Genomic DNA, 17758 nt, shown 5'->3' on the forward strand with positions numbered 1-17758 from the left:
CGCCCCCTCACGCCGAGGACTTCACCACGCTCCACCCGCCGTCGACGACGAGACTCGTCCCGGTCACGTACGAAGCCTCCGCAGAGGCCAGGAACGCGATCGCCGACGCCACCTCCTCCGGCTGACCGAAGCGGCGGGCCGCCGTGTCCGCGACGCTCGCCGCCCGCTCGTCCTCGGGCACCCGGTCCCACACCCCGGTCAGGATCGGCCCGGGCAGTACCGTGTTGACCCGCACCAACGGACCGTATTCGGCGGCGAGTTGACTGCTCAGCGACAGCAGCCCGCCCTTCGCGGCCGCGTACGCCGGATGTCCAGGAATGCCGTGCCGGGCGTGCACGGAGGAGACCAGGACCACGGCGCCGTCCTGCGCGCGCAGGTCGTCGAGGCACGTCCGTACGCCGAGGAACGCCGCGGTGAGCCCGATGGACAGCTGCCGGTTCCAGGACTCGGGCGAGGTCTCGTGCGCGGGCGCCACCTCGATCTTGACCGCGTTGCTGACGAGCACGCCGACCGGGCCGAAGGTGTGCGCGGCGGTCAGCAACTCCTGCCAGGCGTCCTCGCGCGCGACATCGGCCGGCACGAACGCCGCACGGCCGCCGTCCCGCTCGATCTCCTTCGCGACCTGCGGCCCGCGCCGCTCGTCGATGTCGGCGAGCACGACGGCGGCGCCCTCCGCGGCGAGCCGTCGAGCCGTGGCGGCGCCGATGCCCGCGGCGGCGCCGGTGACGATCGCGGTGCGCCCGCCGAAGCGGTCACCCGGGCGAGGGGCTGTCATGGGCTGCCTCCTGATCATCAAGTGTTCGTGCGTGCACAGGGGTTGACCCCCGACTCACTGCGTTCCTATATTCCGCCACGTTAATTCCTAATTAATGGATTGAACAGGCCGAGCGACACCAACAGCTCCAACGGATCAGGTGAGGTGCGATGCTCCACTTCGGCGCCGACTACAACCCCGAGCAGTGGCCCGAAGAGGTCTGGGCCGAGGACACCCGGCTGATGAAGGAGGCCGGGGTCACCATGGTGACGGCCGGGATCTTCTCCTGGGCCAAGGTCGAACCCCGCCCCGGCGAGTACGACTTCGGGTGGTTCGACCGCGTCATGGACAACCTCGGCGACGCGGGCATCCGGGTCTGCCTCGCCACCATGACCGCGTCCCCGCCGCCGTGGCTGTCGCGCCTGCACCCGGAGGTCCTCCCGGAGACCGAGGACGGCCGCCGCAGGTGGCCCGGCGGCCGTCAGCACTACTGCCCGTCGAGCCCGGTGTACCGCAAGCACGCGACCCGCCTCGTCGAGCGCCTCGCGACCCGGTACGCCGAGCACCCCGCCCTCGACACCTGGCACATCGGCAACGAGTACGGCTGCCACACCCGCCAGTGCTACTGCGACGAGTCGGCCACCGACTTCCGCCGCTGGCTGCGCGAGCGGTACGGCTCCGTGGCCGCGCTCAACGAGGCCTGGTCCACGGCCTTCTGGTCGCAGCGCTACGACGACTTCGCCGAGGTCCTGCCGCCGCGCCTGGCACCCACCTTCGCCAACCCGGCGCAGCAGCTGGACTATTGGCGCTTCAGCGACGACGCGCTGCGCCAGTGCTATCTCGCCGAGCTGGCCGTGCTGCGCCGCGTCACACCGGACGTGCCGATCACCACGAACCTGATGCCGAACCACAAGCCGGTCGACGCCTTCGCCTGGTCCGAGCACATGGACGTGATGGCGCTCGACCACTACCAGGACCCGTACGAGGAGGCTCCGCACCGCACGGCGGCGTACAACTTCGACCTGATGCGTTCGGCGCGCGGCGGCCAGCCCTGGCTGCTCCTGGAGCAGGCGCCGAGCGCGGTCAACTGGCGGCCCCGCAACAGCCCGAAGCAGCCGGGCCGGATGCGCCTGTGGAGTTGGCAGGCCGTCGCGCAGGGCGCGGACGCGGTGCTGTACTTCCAGTGGCGGCAGTCGCGCGGCGGCGCCGAGAAGTACCACTCGGCGATGGTTCCGCACGCCGGCACCGACACCCGTATCTTCCGCGAAGTATCGGACCTGGGGCGGGAGTTGGCGTCCGTGCCGGAGATCGCGGGTACCCGCTCGAAGGCCGACGTCGCCCTCGTCACCGACTGGAACAGCTGGTGGGCCCTCGAACTCGACTCGCACCCCTCCACCGCGCTGAACCAGTCCGAGATCAACCTCGCCCACCACCGCGCCCTGCTCGACGCGGGCGTGCCGTGCGACATCGTCCCGCCGGACCGTGACCTCTCCTCGTACAAGCTCGTCGTCGTCCCGAACCTCTACCTCCTGAGCGAGGAGAACGCCGAGCGGCTCACCGCCTACGTCGAGGGTGGCGGGCACCTCGTCGTGTCGTTCTTCTCCGGCATCGTCGACGACTGCGACCGCGTCGAACTCGGCGGCTACCCGGCCCACTTGCGGCGCCTCCTCGGCATCCGTACGGAGGAGTTCTGGCCGCTCGACGAGGGCCAACACCTCACCGTACGAGGAGAGTTGAGCGGCTCCGCCGACCTGTGGTCGGAGGCGATCGACCTCGAAGGCGCGGACGCCGTCGCCACCTACGAGGACGGCGACCTCGCGGGCCGCCCCGCCGTCACCCGCCACACGTACGGCGAGGGCACCGCCTGGTACCTCGGCACCCGCCTCGAACCGGCCGCGCTGCGCGCCCTGTTGGACCGCGTCCGCACGGAGGCCGACGTCACCCCCGTACTCCCGAACCTGCCCGAACAGGTCCAGGCCACGGTCCGCGAGGGCACGACGGGCCGCTTCCTGTTCCTGCTCAACCACGGCGGGGCCGAGGTGACGGTGCCCCTCCCCCAGCCGATGCGAAACCGGCTGGCGGACGACGCCACGCCGACATCACACATCCAACTCCCGCCCCACGGCGTGGCCGTACTTCAACCCTGAGGCGATACGCAACCCAATCAAGCCCCTGCGGCGATTGAGCAGCGGGGTCCGGGGCAGCGCCCCGCGACCGCAACGCCGCACCACCGCATGCGCACTCTGACAAGGAGGTCAGATGCCCGCAACACCCACCCGGCGAACACTCCTGACGTGGGGCGCCGCCGCGGCCGCGGCCCCCGCGCTGGCGGCCTGCGGCGAATCCGCCGGCGCCGCCCGCATGACCAAGGACCACGGCCGCAAACCCGGCCAGAAGGTCACCCTCCGGCTCTGGACCTGGGTCCCCCTCCAGAAGGCGGTCGCCCTCTGGAACAAACGCAACCCCGACATCCAGGTCGTCGCCCAGATGGTCCCCGCCAACACCTCCGGCGGCTACCAGAAGATGCACGCCTCCATCAAGGCGGGCAACCCGCCGGACCTCGCCCAGGTCGAGTACTACGCGCTGCCCGCGTTCATGCTGGAGGGCGGCCTGACGAACCTGAGCCGTTACGGGGCCGACAAGCTCAAGGACCAGTACATCGACTGGCAGTGGAAGCAGGGTGTCTTCGCGGGCGAGACGTATGCGATCCCGCAGGCCTCGGGCCCGATGGGGCTCTTCTACCGCAAGGACCTCTTCGAGAAGTGGGGCATCGAGACCCCGAAGACGTGGGACGAGTACCGCGCCGCCGCGAAGAAGGCCAAGAAGCACGGCTCGTACATCTCGGCCTTCCCGCCGTCGAACGCCCAGTGGTTCGCCAGCTTCCCCTGGCAGCGCGGCGCCCACTGGGTGCGTACCGAAGGTGACACCTGGATCGTCGACCTGACGTCCCCGGAGTCCCTTGAGGTCGCCGACTACTGGGACGGTCTCGCCCGCGACCGCTTCCTCCTCCAGACGCAGGACGCACAGAGCGCCTTCTTCAAGGGATTGCAGACCGGGCAGCTGGCGACCTGGCCGGGCGCGCAGTGGTACGACGCGCTGATCCGCGGCAACGCGCCGCGCACCAAGGGCAAGTGGGCGGTCGCCGAACTGCCGCAGTGGGAGGCGGGCGCGCACGCCTCCTCCAACTGGGGCGGCTCCGCCACCGCGATCCTCCAGGGCTCCCAACACCCGGTCGAGGCGCTGAAGTTCGCGCACTGGCTGAACACGGACCCGGACAGCATGAAGCTGCTGGTCGAGGCCGGCTACGGCTGGCCCTCCGCGAAGATCGACCTGCCGAAGACGCCGCTCGGCAAGCCGGACCCGTTCTTCGGCGGGCAGCGCTACAACGAGGTCTTCCAGACCTCCGACCACAACGTCGACACCTCGTGGCGGTACGCGCCGACCACCATCCAGTCCTTCACGCACATCCAGGACAACCTGGCGCTGGCCCTCGCGGGCAAGGGCACGTTCGTGGACGCGCTGAAGGACGCGCAGGGCAAGTTCGTCGACGACCTCAAGGCCAAGGGACTCAAGGCGAGGAGCGCACGATGACGACATCATCCGTGAAGTCCGCGCGGCCCGGTACGAAGGACTCCGCGCCCGCGGCCACCGCCCCCGAGGCCGGCGGTCGCCGCACCCGCCGCCCCCGGCCCGACCGCAAGGCGTGGATGTTCCTCGGCCCGTTCCTCGCGGTCTATCTCTTCGCGATGATCATCCCGGTGTTCTACGCGATCTACCAGAGCCTGCTGAAGGTGGAGCGCTCGGGACCGCTCGGGCTCGGCGCCCCGAAGGTCGTCTTCGGCGGCCTCGACAACTACGCGCTCGCGCTCCAGCAGGAAGCCTTCCTTGAGGGCTTCGGCCGGGTGCTGCTGTTCGGCGTCGTGCAGGTCCCGGTGATGCTGCTGCTGTCGCTCGTCCTCGCCCTGCTGCTCGACCAGATATCGGACCGCTGGGCGGGCCTGATGCGGGCGACGTACTTCCTCCCGTACGGCATCCCCGGCGTGATCGCGACGATCCTGTGGGGCTTCCTGTACGTGCCCGGCCTCAGCCCGATCACCGAGATGCTCGGCAACCTGGGCTTCCAGCCGGACTTCCTCGGCCCTGACAACGTGCTGTGGTCCCTCGCGAACATCGTGATCTGGGAGTTCGCCGGCTACAACATGCTGATCATCGTCGCTCAGCTGAAGTCCATCCCGCAGGAGCTGTACGAGGCCGCGAAGATCGACGGGGCGGGCCCCTGGCAGGTCGCGCTGCGCGTCAAGATCCCGCTCGTCCGCCCGGCCCTCGTCCTGACCTGCGTGTTCTCCATCATCGGCACGATGCAGCTGTTCGGGGAGCCGCTGGTCCTGAAGAAGATCGCGCCGGCCGTGACCCCCGACTACACGCCGAACCTCAGCGCCTACTTCGACGCCTTCTCCAACGCCAACATCTACGTGGCGGCGGCCAAGTCGGTGATCCTCGCGGTGGTCGCGATGGTCCTGTCCTTCGGCTTCCTGAGCCTCGTCAACCGTAAGCAGAGGAGCGAGCGGTGAGCGCAGTCGACGTCAAGTCTCCCCCGGTCACGCCCGTGGCACCGCCGACGGCGAGCAGGCCGCGCCGCTTCACGCCGGGCCGCATCGTGCTCGTGGCGGTCCTCGCGATCGCCGCGATCTACTTCCTCGTCCCCGTCTACTGGCTGATCGTCGCCGCGACGAAGAACAACGACAGCCTCTACGGCTCGTTCGGCTTCTGGTTCGACGCCCCGCAGCTGTGGCACAACCTGAGCAACATCTTCGCCTACGACAACCACGTCTACCTCCAGTGGGCGCTGAACTCCGTCCTCTACGCGGGCGTGGGCGCGGTGCTCGCCACCCTGTTCTCGGCGGCGGCCGGCTTCGCGCTCGCCAAGTACCGCTTCCGGGGCCGCGAGGCGATGTTCAAGTTCGTCCTGGCGGGCGTGCTGCTCCCGTCGACGGCCCTGGCGCTGCCGCTGTACCTGATGTTCAGCAAGCTGCACCTCACGGACACGTACTGGGCGGTGCTGCTGCCGAGCATCGTGTCGCCCTTCGGCGTCTACCTGTGCCGGATCTACGCGGAGGCGTCCGTGCCCGACTCCGTCCTGGAGGCGGCGCGCGTGGACGGCGCGGGCGAGGAGCGGATCTTCGCGACGCTGGTCCTTCGCATCATGACCCCGGCCCTCGTCACCGTCTTCCTCTTCCAGTTCGTGCACATCTGGAACAACTACTTCCTGCCGTTGGTGATGCTCTCCGACGACCGCAAGTACCCGATCACGCTCGGCCTCGTCACCTGGCAGCAGGCCGCCGACCGGGTGCCGGAGCTGACGCAGTACACCATCGGCGGCTCGTTCGTCTCCGTCATCCCGCTGGCCATCGCGATGCTCGTCCTCCAGCGCTTCTGGCGGACGGGTCTCACCGAGGGCAGCGTCAAGGAGTAGGACAGCGCCACAGAGCGCAGGACAGCACCACAGAGCAAGGGAGCAACTGGCTTGAAGATCACCCGAGTCGAGACCTTCGCCGTCCCGCCCCGCTGGCTGCTGTGCCGGATCGAGACGGACGACGGTCTCGTCGGCTGGGGCGAGCCCGTGGTGGAGGGCCGCGCCGACACCGTCCGCACGGCCGTCCACGAGCTCGCCGAGCAGTTCCTGATGGGCGCGGACCCGCTGCGCGTCGAGGACCACTGGCAGCTGATGACCAAGGGCTCGTTCTACCGGGGCGGCCCCGTCCTCTCCAGCGCCGTCGCGGGCCTCGACCAGGCGCTGTGGGACATCGCGGGCCAGGCGTACGACGCGCCCGTGCACCAGCTCCTCGGTGGTCCGGTACGCGAGAGGGTGCGCGCCTACTGCTGGGTGGGCGGCGACGAGCCGGCGGAGCTGCGCGACCAGATCGCCGAACAGGTGGCGGCCGGTTTCACCGCCGTCAAGATGAACGGCGCGGGCCGCACCGACCGCCTCCCGACGGTCGGCGAGCTGGACCGGATGGCGGCGCGCGCCGAGACGGCCCGCGAAGTCCTGGGCCCCGAGGGGGACTTCGCGGTCGACCTGCACGGCCGGTTCACGGTGGCGGGCGCGGTGCGTGCGACGGCGGCCATCGAGCCGTACGCCCCGATGTTCGTCGAGGAGCCGGTCCTGCCGGAGTACACGCACCGCATCGGCCGGGTCGTGGACTCCACGCGGACGCCGATCGCGACGGGCGAGCGGCTGTACTCGCGTACGGACGTGCTCCCTGCCCTCCAGGCGGGGGTGGCGGTCATCCAGCCCGACCTGTCGCACGCGGGCGGCATCTCGGAGTCGCGGCGCATCGCGTCGCTCGCCGAGACCTTCGACACGCTCGTCGCCCCGCACTGCCCACTGGGCCCGGTCGCCCTGGCCGCGAGCCTCCAACTCGCCTTCTGCACACCGAACTTCCTGATCCAGGAACAGTCCATCGGCATCCACTACAACAAGGACTCGGAACTCCTCGACTACGTGGCGGACCCCGAGGTCTTCCGCTTCCACGAGGGCCACTTCGCCCGGCCCACCCGCCCGGGCCTCGGCGTACGCGTCGACGAGCGGGCGGTACGCGCGGCGGACGCCTCGGCGAAGAGCTGGCACAACCCGGTGTGGCGGCATCCGGACGGCTCGTTCGCGGAGTGGTGAGCACGGCACGGCGCGCGCCGCCGGGCGGGCGTCGCCCCCGCCCTTGACCAGCATTCGGACAACCGGACGATTGTATTCCGGTGGCTGCATACGATTCCGGGACACGTACCCGCAGCCCCGGAAGGCGACCGTGAGCACCACCCCACCCCAGACCGCCGCCACCCCGCCGGACACCGTGTCCGGCGGGGTGCCGATCCGCTCGGCGGCCGACGTCTCCGACCTCGTCAACTCGGGCGCCGCACGCGGCCGGCACGCGAAGATGATCGTGGTCATCGCGCTCGGCGGCATCTTCCTCGACGCGTACGACCTCAGCTCACTCGCGTACGGCCTTCCCGACATCACGAAGCAGTTCGGCCTCAGCTCCACGATGGCCGGTGTGGTCACCGCGTCGATCAGCGTCGGCTCGCTGATCGGCGCGCTGGTCGGCGGCTGGCTGGTGGACCGAATAGGCCGCTACCGGGTGTTCATGGCGAACATGCTGTTCTTCGTCGTCACGGCGTTGGTGTGCGCGTTCGCGCAGGACGCGTGGACGCTGATCGGCGCGCGGTTCGTGATGGGCATCGGCGTCGGCATGGACATCCCGGTGGCGATCGCGTTCCTAGCCGAGTTCTCCCGGCTGCGCGGCAAGGGCAGCAAGGGCTCGCGCACGGCGGCCTGGTCGCCCGCCTGGTACGCGGCGACGAGCGGCTGCTACCTGGTCATCATGGCGCTGTACTTCCTCCTCCCGGACGCCCAGTTGGGCTGGCTGTGGCGCTTCACCGTCGGCTTCGGCGCGATCCCCGCGCTCGTCGTCCTGCTGCTGCGCCGCCGCTACATGAACGAGTCGCCGACCTGGGCCGCCGACCAGGGCGACCTGGAGGGCGCCGCCCGCATCCTGCGCCAGTCGTACGGAGTCGAGGCGTACGTCCCCGACGACGTACCGGGCACTCCGGACGAGAACCGCTCGAAGCGACCGGGGCTCTCCTCCTACGCGCGTCTGTTCAAGGGCCCGTACCGTACGAGGACGATCCAGTCGGTGGCCGTCGGCCTCGCGGAGACCTTCGGCTACAACGCCGTCGCCTTCGGGCTGCCGATCATCATCGCGACGCTGATGACTCAGGGCCCGCTGACCACGATCGCCTCGTCCTTCGCCCTCAACCTCGTCTTCGCGCTCACCGGCGGGCTGCTCGGCATTCGCTGGGCGTCGACGAAGGGGGCCTGGCCGATGATGACGCTGGGCTTCGCGATCCAGCTCGTCGCGATCACGGTGCTCGCACTGATCGGTGAGCCGTCGGGCACGGCGGTGGTGACGGCGGGCATCCTCATGCTCGGCTCGTTCATGTTCGCGCAGGGCTTCGGCCCCGGCGCGCACATCATGAGCTACGCCTCGCTCGGCTTCCCGACGTCGATGCGCGGCGTCAGCATCGGCTTCAACCAGGCGGTGCTCCGCCTCGGTTCCACGCTCACGCTGTTCTTCTTCCCGATCCTCAGCTCCGGCCTCGGCACGGGCGTGTACTGGGTGATTCTGGGCGCGCCCGTCCTCGGCCTGATCGCGCTGCTCGTCAAGCGGTGGGAGCCGGTGGGCTTCGACGCGGACGCCGAGGAACGGGAGCTGAAGTCCCTCAACTGAAGTCCCTCGACTGAAGTCCCTCGTCTGAAGTCCCTCAGCCGTCCGTCGAGCTGAGCGGCACCGCGCCCACGCTGTGCCCACGCCGGTCGAGCAGTCGGCCGGCGTGCTTCAGCGTGCGCAGCACGACCGCGCGCTCGGTGATGCGCAGGCCGAGGTCGGCGAGGCGGCGGTTGAGGAGGGCCTCCGTGGTGTGCACCTCGGCGAGGGTGCGCAGCCAGATGTCCAGGATGAGGTTGTGGGTGCCGGCGGTGATGCTGCACATCCGCAGCCCCGGGAGCGTACGCAGTGCCTGCACGGCGGTGTCGAGGTTCTCGGCGGGCACGGACCCGAAGTAGACGGCGGAGACCGGGAATTCGGTCAGCGGCCGGGCCAGCGTGCAGCGCAGCGAGAGCCGTCCGCCCGCGCTCAGCGCCCGCAGCCTGCGCCGCACGGTGGCGGTGCTCGCCCCGGTGGCACGGGCGAGCCCGCTCAGCGGCATCCGCCCGTCCGTGCCGAGCGCGTGCGCGATGCGCCGGTCGACGGGGCGTATCGGCTCGTCGGGCACGGCGCAGCCACCACCGGCGTCCGCGTACTCGGGCCGCAGCAGCGCGCGCTGGGCCGGCGTGAGACTCCGCAACCGCCACTGCGCGCCCTCCACGGGCACGGCGGTGATGACATGGATCCGGGTGCCGCGCACGCCGGGCAGCCGGGAGATCCGCTCACCGGTGTACCGGGCGAGGTCGTCGAACGACGAGGCACCCACGATGGCGAGCAGATCGCGCCCGCCGGACGTCTGCTTCAGGCTCAGCATGCGCGAGTCCGCGGCGAGCGACGCCAGCACGTCCTCCGGCAGATGCCCACCGGTGTCGATCTCCACCTGCGCGTACACGGACCCCTCGTCGCGGTCGAGCGCGAGATACCCGTCGACCCACGCGGCCCCACTCCGCGCGAGCCGCTCCCAGCGCCGGGCGGCGGTGACGGGGTCGATGCCGAGGGCCTCGCCGATGAGCGTCCATGGGGCGCGGGTGTTGATCTGGAGGGCGTGCACGAGCGCGAGGTCGAGTTCGTCGACGCGGGTGCGGTCGAGGTGGACGGGGCGCTCCGCGATGGCAGGTTCCACCACTGGTTCCGAATGCTGCGTGTTCACGATGGCGGAAATCCTGCACAGATCGTCGGGCGAGGTCAGATTCCTGCGATTTTACGTGTTCGTCATCGCCGAATCCGACAGTGTTCGCCCATGAGCTCCCAACAGTCTTCCGCGCTCCGCATCACCAACGCCCGCCTGATCGACGGCACCGGCGCCGCGCCCGTCGACAACGCCACGCTCGTCGTCGACGCCGATGGCCTGATCGCGTACGCGGGCCCGGCGGCGACGGCACCGGCCGCGGCCCCCGGCGTACCCGCCGTCGACGCCCACGGACACACCCTCCTGCCCGGCTTCATCGACACCCACGTCCACCTCGGTGTCGAGTCGGCCCGCCAGATGGTGCGCCGGTACGAGCAGGACACCACGGTCGAGGTGTTCCGCACGGCGGAGCGGCTGCGTGCCACGCTCGACGCGGGTGTCACCACGGTGCGCGACCTGGGCGGGCTGCCGTCGGGCTACCGCACGGCCGTCGCGCAGGGTCTCACCACGGGTCCGCGCATCCACACCGCCGTACGCATCCTGAGCCACACCGGCGGGCACGCCGACTTCGCCACCGAGTGCGGCTTCGACCCGAGCGCCGGGATGGGCGAGATCGCGGACACCCCGGACGAAGTGCGCCTCGCCGTACGCAAGTTGCTGCGCGCGGGCGCCGATGTCATCAAGGTGTGCGCCACCGGCGGCATGTCATCGCCCTACGACCACCCCGACGACGAGGGCCTGACCGAGGACGAGATCCGTACGGTCGTCGAGGAGCTGGCCCGGCACGGCGGCCGTCCGGTGGCCGCGCACGCGCAGGGCACGGCGGGCATCCTCAACGCGATCCGCGGCGGCGTCACCAGCGTCGAGCACGGCTACGGCATGTCGGCGCAGGCGCGTGAACTCGCGGGCGAGAAGGGCACGTTCGTCGTCCCGACGCTCTCCACGGTCTTCGACGGCATCGACAAGGCCACCATGGAGCCGTACCACTACGAGAAGAAGGTCCGCTGGTCGTCGATCACCAAGGAGAACATCTCCGCGGCGATCTCCGAGGGCGTGAGGATCGCCATGGGTACGGACGCCGCGATGGTGCCGCACGGCCGCAACCTCCGCGAGCTGACCCACCTCGTCGCCCTCGGCATGACACCCCTGCGGGCCATCACCACCGGCACGCTCTCGGCGGCCGAACTCCTGGGCCTGGACGCCGAGATCGGCTCCCTGGAGGCGGGCAAGCGGGCCGACCTCGTCGTGTGCGAGGGCGATCCACTGGCGGACATCGAGCTGCTCGCGGACCCGGCGAACGTGGTCCTGGTCGCGCAGGGCGGAGTCCTCCGCAAGAACGGACTGCGGACGTGAGAACTCAGACACCGGCCCCCGAGACAGCTGCCCCCACCGGACACGGCTTCATCGACAAGGCCATGTCCGGCATCGAACGGGTGGGCAACAAGCTCCCCCACCCGGTCCTCCTCTTCCTCGGCCTGTTCGTCCTCGTCGGCGCCGCGTCCACGGCGCTGGCAGCGACGGGCGCGAAGGTCCGCATACCCGGCGAGGACAAGACGGTCGCCGTACAGGGGGTGTTCACCGGCGACGGAGCGGTCTGGCTCCTCGAGAACTTCATCCCGAACTTCACGGGCTTCCCCTCCCTCGGCACGGTGCTCCTGATGATGGCGGCGGTGGGCGTCGCCGAACGCACGGGACTCCTGGAGACGGCGGTCCGCGCCTCGATCTCCCGCGCGCCGGGATGGCTCCTGCCCTACCTCGTCGCGTTCGTGTCGGCGCAGGCCCACCTGATGAGCGACGTCGCGATCCTCGTCATCCCGCCGCTCGCCGCGCTGGTCTTCAAGAACGCGGGCCGCAACCCGATCGCGGGCCTCATCGGCGGCTTCGCGTGCGTGTGCGCGGGGTACGCGGCGGGCTTCTCGATCGGCGCGCTCGACGCCCTCTACACCGGCATCACCCACCAGGCGGCGCAGGTCCTCCCGCAGGGCGCGGACGCCCCCACCCACATCCTCATCAACTACTTCTACACGGCGTCGGCGAGCATCGTCCTCGCCCTCATCGGCGGCTTCCTGATCGCACGGGTCCTGGAGCCACGCCTGCCGCACCCGACGACACATGGCGAGGAGACACCCGCCGAGGTCACCACGGAGGTGACGGCCCTCCAACGCCGCGGGATGCTCCGCGCGGGCGTGTCGGTCCTCGCGTACGCGGCGGTGGTCATCACCTGCTGGCTGCTGCCCGGCTCACCGCTGCGCGGCGAGGGCGGCGCACTGGTCCCCTCCCCCGTCCTGGACGGCATCGTGCCGCTCCTCTTCGTGGCGTTCCTCCTGGCGGGAGCGGTGTACGGCGTCACGGTCAAGGCGGTCACGCGCTTCGAGGACGTGCCGCGCATGATGGCCGAGGCCATCACCGGCATGTCCGCGTACATCGTCCTGATCCTGGTCATCGCGCAGGTCATCGGCGTCTTCGACTGGACGAACCTGGGCACGCTGCTGGCGGTGAAGGGCGCGGCCCTCCTCGAATCGGTGGGCCTGACCGGCTACTTGGGCCTCGTCGCCTTCGTCCTCCTGGTCTGCGTCCTCAACCTCTTCATCACATCCGGTTCGGCGCTCTGGTCCCTGGTGGCCCCGGTGTTCGTCCCGGCGTTCATGCTCCTGCACATGGAACCGGCGGTCACCCAGGCGGCCTTCCGCATCGGCGACTCCGCCACCCAAATGATCACCCCTCTGAACCCCTACGTCTTCCTCCTCCTCACCGTCCTCAAACGCTACGAACCCGAGGCCCAACTCGGCTCCCTCCTCTCCCGCTTGTCCGTCTTCGTGGTCCCGTTCCTGGTGGCGTGGCTGGCGGTCCTGGGCATCTTCTACGGCTTCGACATCCCACTGGGCCCGGGGGCGTCGATCAGCCCGTGAGGGCGGGTCCGGGAAAGGTGATACTGGCCCTCATGAGTCCACAACCCCGCACGGACACCGTCCACTTGAGGGCCTTCACCGAAGCCGACCTCGATGTCCTCGACCGCCTCTGCACGGACCCCGAGGCGCTCGGCGCGTTCGAGTGGCCCGGGTTCTCCGACCCCAGGTCGCGCCGCAAGCGGTGGGAGGCCGACGGGTACATCTCCGCCGAGTCCGCGGCGGTCGCCATCGCGCGGGCCGACGACACCGTCGCCGGCATCGCGAGCTGGCTCCCGCGCGGGTCGCCCTCGGGTGTCGCCTACGAGATCGGCGCGGCGCTGCTGCCCGAACACCGCGGACAGGGCCTCGGCGCAGCGGCCCAACAGCTCCTGGTCGACTACCTGTTGGACCACACCACCGCCAACCGCCTGGAAGCCCTCACCAACGCCGGCAACATCGCCGAACAGAAGACCCTCACCCGCCTGGGCTTCCGCCACGAGGGCACCATGCGCGGCCGCTCCTTCCAGCACGGCGAGTACGTCGACGTCCTCGTGTACGGCCTGCTCCGCTCGGACCGCCGCGGGTAGGGCGTCCCCGCCCTTACCTCACGGGTAATCGTCCCGGCACACCGTGCGCGGGCAGGATTGCGGATCACTCCGCGTCGACCGGATGCGGACCGAGACGAAGGGGCAGCCGTGTCCACAGTCACGCCCATGAACACGCGCACGGTGGTCGAGGAACTGCTGCGCAGGATCGGCGAGGGAGACGCCGAGCGCATCGCCGAGTTGTTCGCCGAGCCGTGCGACTGGCGGCTTGACTGGCCGGAGGCCGAGCACGGTCGGCGCGAGACACCATGGATCCGGCACCGGTCCACCCGGGCGGACGTGGTCGGCCACTATCGGGGGCTCGCCGAGCACCATGTGCCGGAGCGGGCGGCGACGGAGGTCGAGCGCGTCCTCGTCGACGGGGACGACGCGGTCGTGCTCGGGGAGATTCGTCAGACGGCGCGGCGAACCGGGCGCGCGTACCGCTCCCGGTTCGCCCTGCACCTCACCGTCGCGGGCGGCCTTGTCACCCGGCATCACGTCTACGAGGACAGCCTCGCCGTGGCCCAGGCATTCGACGGCAGGGACTAAGAAGCTAGCGGCGCGGTCGCAGCGCCTCCGACCCTGCGTACCGCGCACCCTCGCCCAACTGCTCCTCGATGCGTATGAGTTGGTTGTACTTGGCCGTGCGGTCGGAGCGGGAGAGGGAGCCGGTCTTGATCTGGCCGCAGCCGGTGGCCACGGCCAGGTCGGCGATCGTCGTGTCCTCCGTCTCGCCCGAGCGGTGCGACATGACGACGGTGTAGCCGGCCCGGTGGGCGGTGGCGACCGTGGCGAGGGCCTCGGTAAGCGTGCCGATCTGGTTGACCTTCACCAGGATCGAGTTGCCGACGCCGGAGGCGATGCCCTCGCGGAGGATGGCCTCGTTCGTGCAGAAGACGTCGTCGCCGGTGAGTTGGCAGTGGGCACCGACGCGTGCCGTCAGCTCGCGCCAGCCCGCCAGGTCGTCCTCGGCCATCGGGTCCTCGATCGACACGACGGGGTAGGCGTCGATCAGCTTGGCGAGGTAGTCGGCGTTCTCGGCGGGGGTGCGGCGCACCCCCTCCCCCGCGTAGTCGTAGGCGCCGTCGCGGAAGAACTCGGACGACGCCGGGTCCATGACCAGGCCGATGTCCGCGCCGGGCCGGTATCCGGCGCGCTCGACGGCGGCCACCACGAAGTCGAGCGCCTCCTCGGCCGTACGCAGCGCGGGCGCGAAGCCGCCCTCGTCGCCGACGCCGGTGGAGTGCCCGGCGGCGAGGAGGTCGCGGCGCAGGGTGTGGAAGATCTCGGAACCCATCCGCACGGCCTCGGCGAAGGTCTCCGCGCCGATCGGCGCGATCATGAACTCCTGGAAGTCCAGCGGATTGTCGGCGTGGGCGCCCCCGTTGACGATGTTCATCATCGGTACGGGCAGCAGCCGGGCGTCGGCCCCGCCGAGGTAGCGGTAGAGCGGCAGACGGTGGGCGGCCGCCGCGGCCTTGGCGGCGGCCAGGGAGACGCCGAGGATCGCGTTCGCGCCGAGCCGGGACTTGGTGGGGGTGCCGTCCGCGGCGACGAGCGCGGCGTCGAGGCCCGCCTGATCCTCCGCCTCGCGGCCCACGGCGACCGCCGCGAGTTCGGTGTTGACGTGACGTACCGCCTGGTCGACACCCTTGCCGTGCCAGCGGTCCGGGTCCCCGTCACGGAGTTCGACGGCCTCGCGGGCACCGGTCGACGCGCCGGAGGGAACCGCGGCGCGGCCGAGCGAACCGTCGGCCAGTTCCACGTCCACCTCGACGGTGGGGTTGCCCCTGCTGTCGAGGACGCGGCGGCCGGTGACGGAGGTGATGGCAGTCGTCGGAGTCATGGGAGCCATGGGAGCCATGGGAGTCCTTCCCGTTGCACATACGAGCCGGGGTTCGGCTGCGGCGACGGTGGCGCTGAACCCGGCACCGTGGACTCTACAGCAATGCTGTTCAGTTGCGCTGTTAAGTTGTGCTGTTTAGCTTCGCTGCGCAGCTCAGCTGCGTTAAAGTGCGGTATGCCCCTTCCGGAATCCGCCGCCGTCGCGGCCGAACTGCGTACGGCGATGGGAAAGCTCACCCGACGCGTGAAGCTTGAGGACCAGATGCCGCTCGGCCAGGTCGCCGCGCTCGGCGCCCTCGACCGCAGCGGCGCGATGACGACCAGCGAGCTCGCCGCCGACCAGCGGGTGCGCCCGCAGTCCATGGCCCGCGCCGTCGGGCTGCTCATGGAGCAGGGGCTGATCACGCGCCGCGCGCACCCGACCGACGGCCGCAAGAGCCTCGTCGAACTCTCCGCCACCGGCCGGGCCCTCCTGGAGGAGGAGCGGGAGCGCCGCGCGGACTGGCTCGCGCGCGCCATCGAGGCCGAACTGACCGAGGACGAACGGAAGTTGCTGTCCAAGGGGATCGGCCTCGTGGAGCGGCTCGCGGCCCACTGACCGCACACCGGACTCGTACGTCGGCTACGAAGCGTAGGTCTCGAACTCCGCCACCTGCGGCGTCGCGCTCGCGCTGGTGATCTCGAAGGTGACCTTGTTCAGCGAGGTCTTCGGGAAGGAGATGACACCGGCCCCCGACGTCCCCGAGGTCAGTACCGCGCCCGTGTCACCGTTGAGCACCCGCCAGGACTTGATCCGGCCCGTACCCGCCGAGGTCTCCCTGATGTTGATCTTCGAGACCGCGGTGGCCGTACCCCACTTGATCGAGACGGAGCCGGTCGTGCCGGTCGGCGACCAGTACGTGGTCATGCTGCCGTCGCGTACGTTCCCGTAACTGGTGCCGTCCGCCTTGCTGGAGCCGTCGGAGCCCGCGCCGATGCTCAGGTTGGTGCCCGAGGGCGGCGGCGTGGTCGGGTCCGTGGGTGTTGGCGTGGGGTCGGTTGGGGTGGGCGTGGGATCGGTGGGCGTCGGGGTCGGTGTCGTCGTCGAGCAGCTGCCGTCCGAGACCTTCATGCCCTTGTTGGCGCCCGCCGTCTGACCCACGACGCTCGGTACGCAGGACGCGGCGTCGAGCTTGAAGGAGTACGGGATCGAGACCGAGGTGTTCGACGTCGGGTTCGGCCCGGCCGGCTTGTAGTCGCTCGCGGCGCTCGACCACGTCACGTTGTCGAAGGTGTTGCCGCTGACCTGCCAGTACCCGGCGGCGGTCGTGTAGAAGGTGCCGAGGACGTCCTTGGAGTCCTTGAAGTAGTTGTTGTCGACCTTGGCCTTCGCCCCGGCGCGGGAGTTGATGCCCGACTCGTTGAGGTGCGAGTAGTAGTTGTTGTACATGTGCGCCGTGCCGCCGCGCAGCAGGGGCGTACGGGAGTCGATGTTCTCGTACAGGTTGTGGTGGAACGTGATGTAGCTGTTGGAGAGTTCGGTCTCGCTGGAGCCGATCAGGCCGCCACGCCCGGAGTTGCGCAGGGTGCTGTACGAGAGGGTGACGTACTGGGTGTTGTCCTTCATGTCGAAGAGGCCGTCGTAGCCCTCCGACTCGCCGCCGGAGGCGAGCAGGTTCACGTGGTCGACCCAGACGTTGCGGACGTCGCTCTCCATGCCGATGGCGTCGCCGCCGTTGGAGGTCGGCGAGCCGGACTTCTTGACGTTCTGGACCGTCACGTTCTGGATGATGATGTTGCTCGACTCGCGGATGTGGATGCCGAGTTGGTCGAAGGTCGCGCCGTTTCCGACGCCGACGATCGTGACGTTGCTGATCTGCTTGAGCTCGATGACGCCGTCGGCCGTGTTGCAGCTGTCGCCCGAAACCTTGCTGGTGTTGCCGTGGTTGATCGTGCCCTCGACCTCGATGGTGATCGGGGTGCTGTCGCTGGCGCGGTTGCACAGGGCCGCGTGGATCTGGGTGCCGGTGGTGGCCTTGACGGTCGCTCCGCCCGCGCCTCCCGTGGTTCCGCCGTTCTGGGTGGCGTAGCCGGTGGCGGTGCCGGTCACGGCGGCCGAGGCCGTGGACGTCGAGAGCGTCACGGCGGCGGCGCCCGCGAGGGCGAGGGCGCCGATTCCGGCGGTGAGGCGGAGCGCGACGGGTCTGCCTAACTTCATGGTCGTGGGTCCCTTCGGGTGCGCTGACGGGGGGGTGATCCGGGTCTTCCGGGTCGTTCGGTCCTTCCGGATCGTCCGGTCCTTCCGGGTCGTTCGGGCC

Annotated in this window: 15 protein-coding genes; 11 read left to right on the forward strand and 4 right to left on the reverse strand. The window is 70.1% G+C overall.

The genetic code is table 11. The features are described 5' to 3' along the window. Window positions 1-7: 7 nt before the first annotated feature. Window positions 8-775, reverse strand: coding sequence for an SDR family NAD(P)-dependent oxidoreductase (locus RBJ65_RS07210; protein WP_306316492.1), 768 nt, complete (start codon window positions 773-775; stop codon window positions 8-10). 149 nt (window positions 776-924) lie between these two features. Here RBJ65_RS07210 and RBJ65_RS07215 point away from each other — a divergent pair, with 149 nt between their 5' ends. From RBJ65_RS07215 to RBJ65_RS07240, 6 genes are all read left to right on the forward strand, one after another. After that, window positions 925-2901, forward strand: a complete 1977-nt coding sequence (locus tag RBJ65_RS07215; protein ID WP_306316491.1) for a beta-galactosidase — start codon at window positions 925-927, stop codon at window positions 2899-2901. 112 nt (window positions 2902-3013) lie between these two features. Then, the gene (locus RBJ65_RS07220; protein ID WP_306316490.1) at window positions 3014-4345 is read left to right on the forward strand and encodes an ABC transporter substrate-binding protein; all 1332 of its coding nucleotides are present in this window, start codon (window positions 3014-3016) and stop codon (window positions 4343-4345) included. Between the two features lie 116 nt (window positions 4346-4461). Next, complete coding sequence (locus tag RBJ65_RS07225; RefSeq protein ID WP_306316717.1) at window positions 4462-5325, forward strand: carbohydrate ABC transporter permease; 864 nt, start codon at window positions 4462-4464, stop codon at window positions 5323-5325. Further along, window positions 5322-6227 (forward strand): carbohydrate ABC transporter permease, encoded by a 906-nt coding sequence (locus tag RBJ65_RS07230; protein ID WP_372341168.1) that lies wholly within the window; start codon window positions 5322-5324, stop codon window positions 6225-6227. Before RBJ65_RS07225 ends, RBJ65_RS07230 begins: the two co-directional genes overlap by 4 nt. A 51-nt stretch (window positions 6228-6278) precedes the next feature. Then, window positions 6279-7427, forward strand: a complete 1149-nt coding sequence (dgoD, locus tag RBJ65_RS07235; RefSeq protein WP_306316489.1) for a galactonate dehydratase — start codon at window positions 6279-6281, stop codon at window positions 7425-7427. Between the two features lie 130 nt (window positions 7428-7557). Continuing rightward, window positions 7558-9036: an MFS transporter gene (locus RBJ65_RS07240; protein WP_306316488.1), complete on the forward strand. Its 1479-nt coding sequence runs from the start codon at window positions 7558-7560 to the stop codon at window positions 9034-9036. 34 nt (window positions 9037-9070) lie between these two features. Here the strand turns inward: RBJ65_RS07240 and RBJ65_RS07245 are convergent, their stop codons facing one another. After that, entirely contained in the window at window positions 9071-10162 is a 1092-nt protein-coding gene (locus tag RBJ65_RS07245; protein WP_306316487.1) for an Lrp/AsnC family transcriptional regulator, read from the reverse strand. A 90-nt stretch (window positions 10163-10252) separates the two neighbouring features. Between RBJ65_RS07245 and RBJ65_RS07250 the strand changes: the two genes are divergently transcribed. From RBJ65_RS07250 to RBJ65_RS07265, 4 genes are all read left to right on the forward strand, one after another. Continuing rightward, window positions 10253-11494: an amidohydrolase family protein gene (locus RBJ65_RS07250; RefSeq protein WP_306316486.1), complete on the forward strand. Its 1242-nt coding sequence runs from the start codon at window positions 10253-10255 to the stop codon at window positions 11492-11494. After that, a complete protein-coding gene (locus tag RBJ65_RS07255; protein ID WP_372341167.1) occupies window positions 11491-13050 on the forward strand; it encodes an AbgT family transporter in 1560 nt (519 codons plus the stop codon). Before RBJ65_RS07250 ends, RBJ65_RS07255 begins: the two co-directional genes overlap by 4 nt. A 32-nt stretch (window positions 13051-13082) precedes the next feature. Continuing rightward, a complete protein-coding gene (locus tag RBJ65_RS07260; RefSeq protein ID WP_306316485.1) occupies window positions 13083-13616 on the forward strand; it encodes a GNAT family N-acetyltransferase in 534 nt (177 codons plus the stop codon). A gap of 126 nt (window positions 13617-13742) precedes the next feature. Continuing rightward, the gene (locus tag RBJ65_RS07265; RefSeq protein ID WP_306316484.1) at window positions 13743-14165 is read left to right on the forward strand and encodes a nuclear transport factor 2 family protein; all 423 of its coding nucleotides are present in this window, start codon (window positions 13743-13745) and stop codon (window positions 14163-14165) included. 4 nt (window positions 14166-14169) lie between these two features. Here RBJ65_RS07265 and eno read toward each other — a convergent pair whose 3' ends face one another. Next, window positions 14170-15462: a phosphopyruvate hydratase gene (gene eno / locus RBJ65_RS07270; RefSeq protein WP_306316483.1), complete on the reverse strand. Its 1293-nt coding sequence runs from the start codon at window positions 15460-15462 to the stop codon at window positions 14170-14172. 174 nt (window positions 15463-15636) lie between these two features. Here eno and RBJ65_RS07275 point away from each other — a divergent pair, with 174 nt between their 5' ends. Continuing rightward, entirely contained in the window at window positions 15637-16059 is a 423-nt protein-coding gene (locus tag RBJ65_RS07275) for a MarR family winged helix-turn-helix transcriptional regulator (protein ID WP_306316482.1), read from the forward strand. Window positions 16060-16083: 24 nt separating this feature from the next. Here RBJ65_RS07275 and RBJ65_RS07280 read toward each other — a convergent pair whose 3' ends face one another. Beyond that, complete coding sequence (locus tag RBJ65_RS07280) at window positions 16084-17658, reverse strand: polysaccharide lyase family 1 protein (RefSeq protein ID WP_306316481.1); 1575 nt, start codon at window positions 17656-17658, stop codon at window positions 16084-16086. Between the last annotated feature and the right edge of the window lie 100 nt (window positions 17659-17758).

Origin of the sequence: Streptomyces sp. KL109B, assembly GCF_030766935.1 — a bacterium.
Taxonomy (GTDB): Bacteria; Actinomycetota; Actinomycetes; order Streptomycetales; family Streptomycetaceae; genus Streptomyces.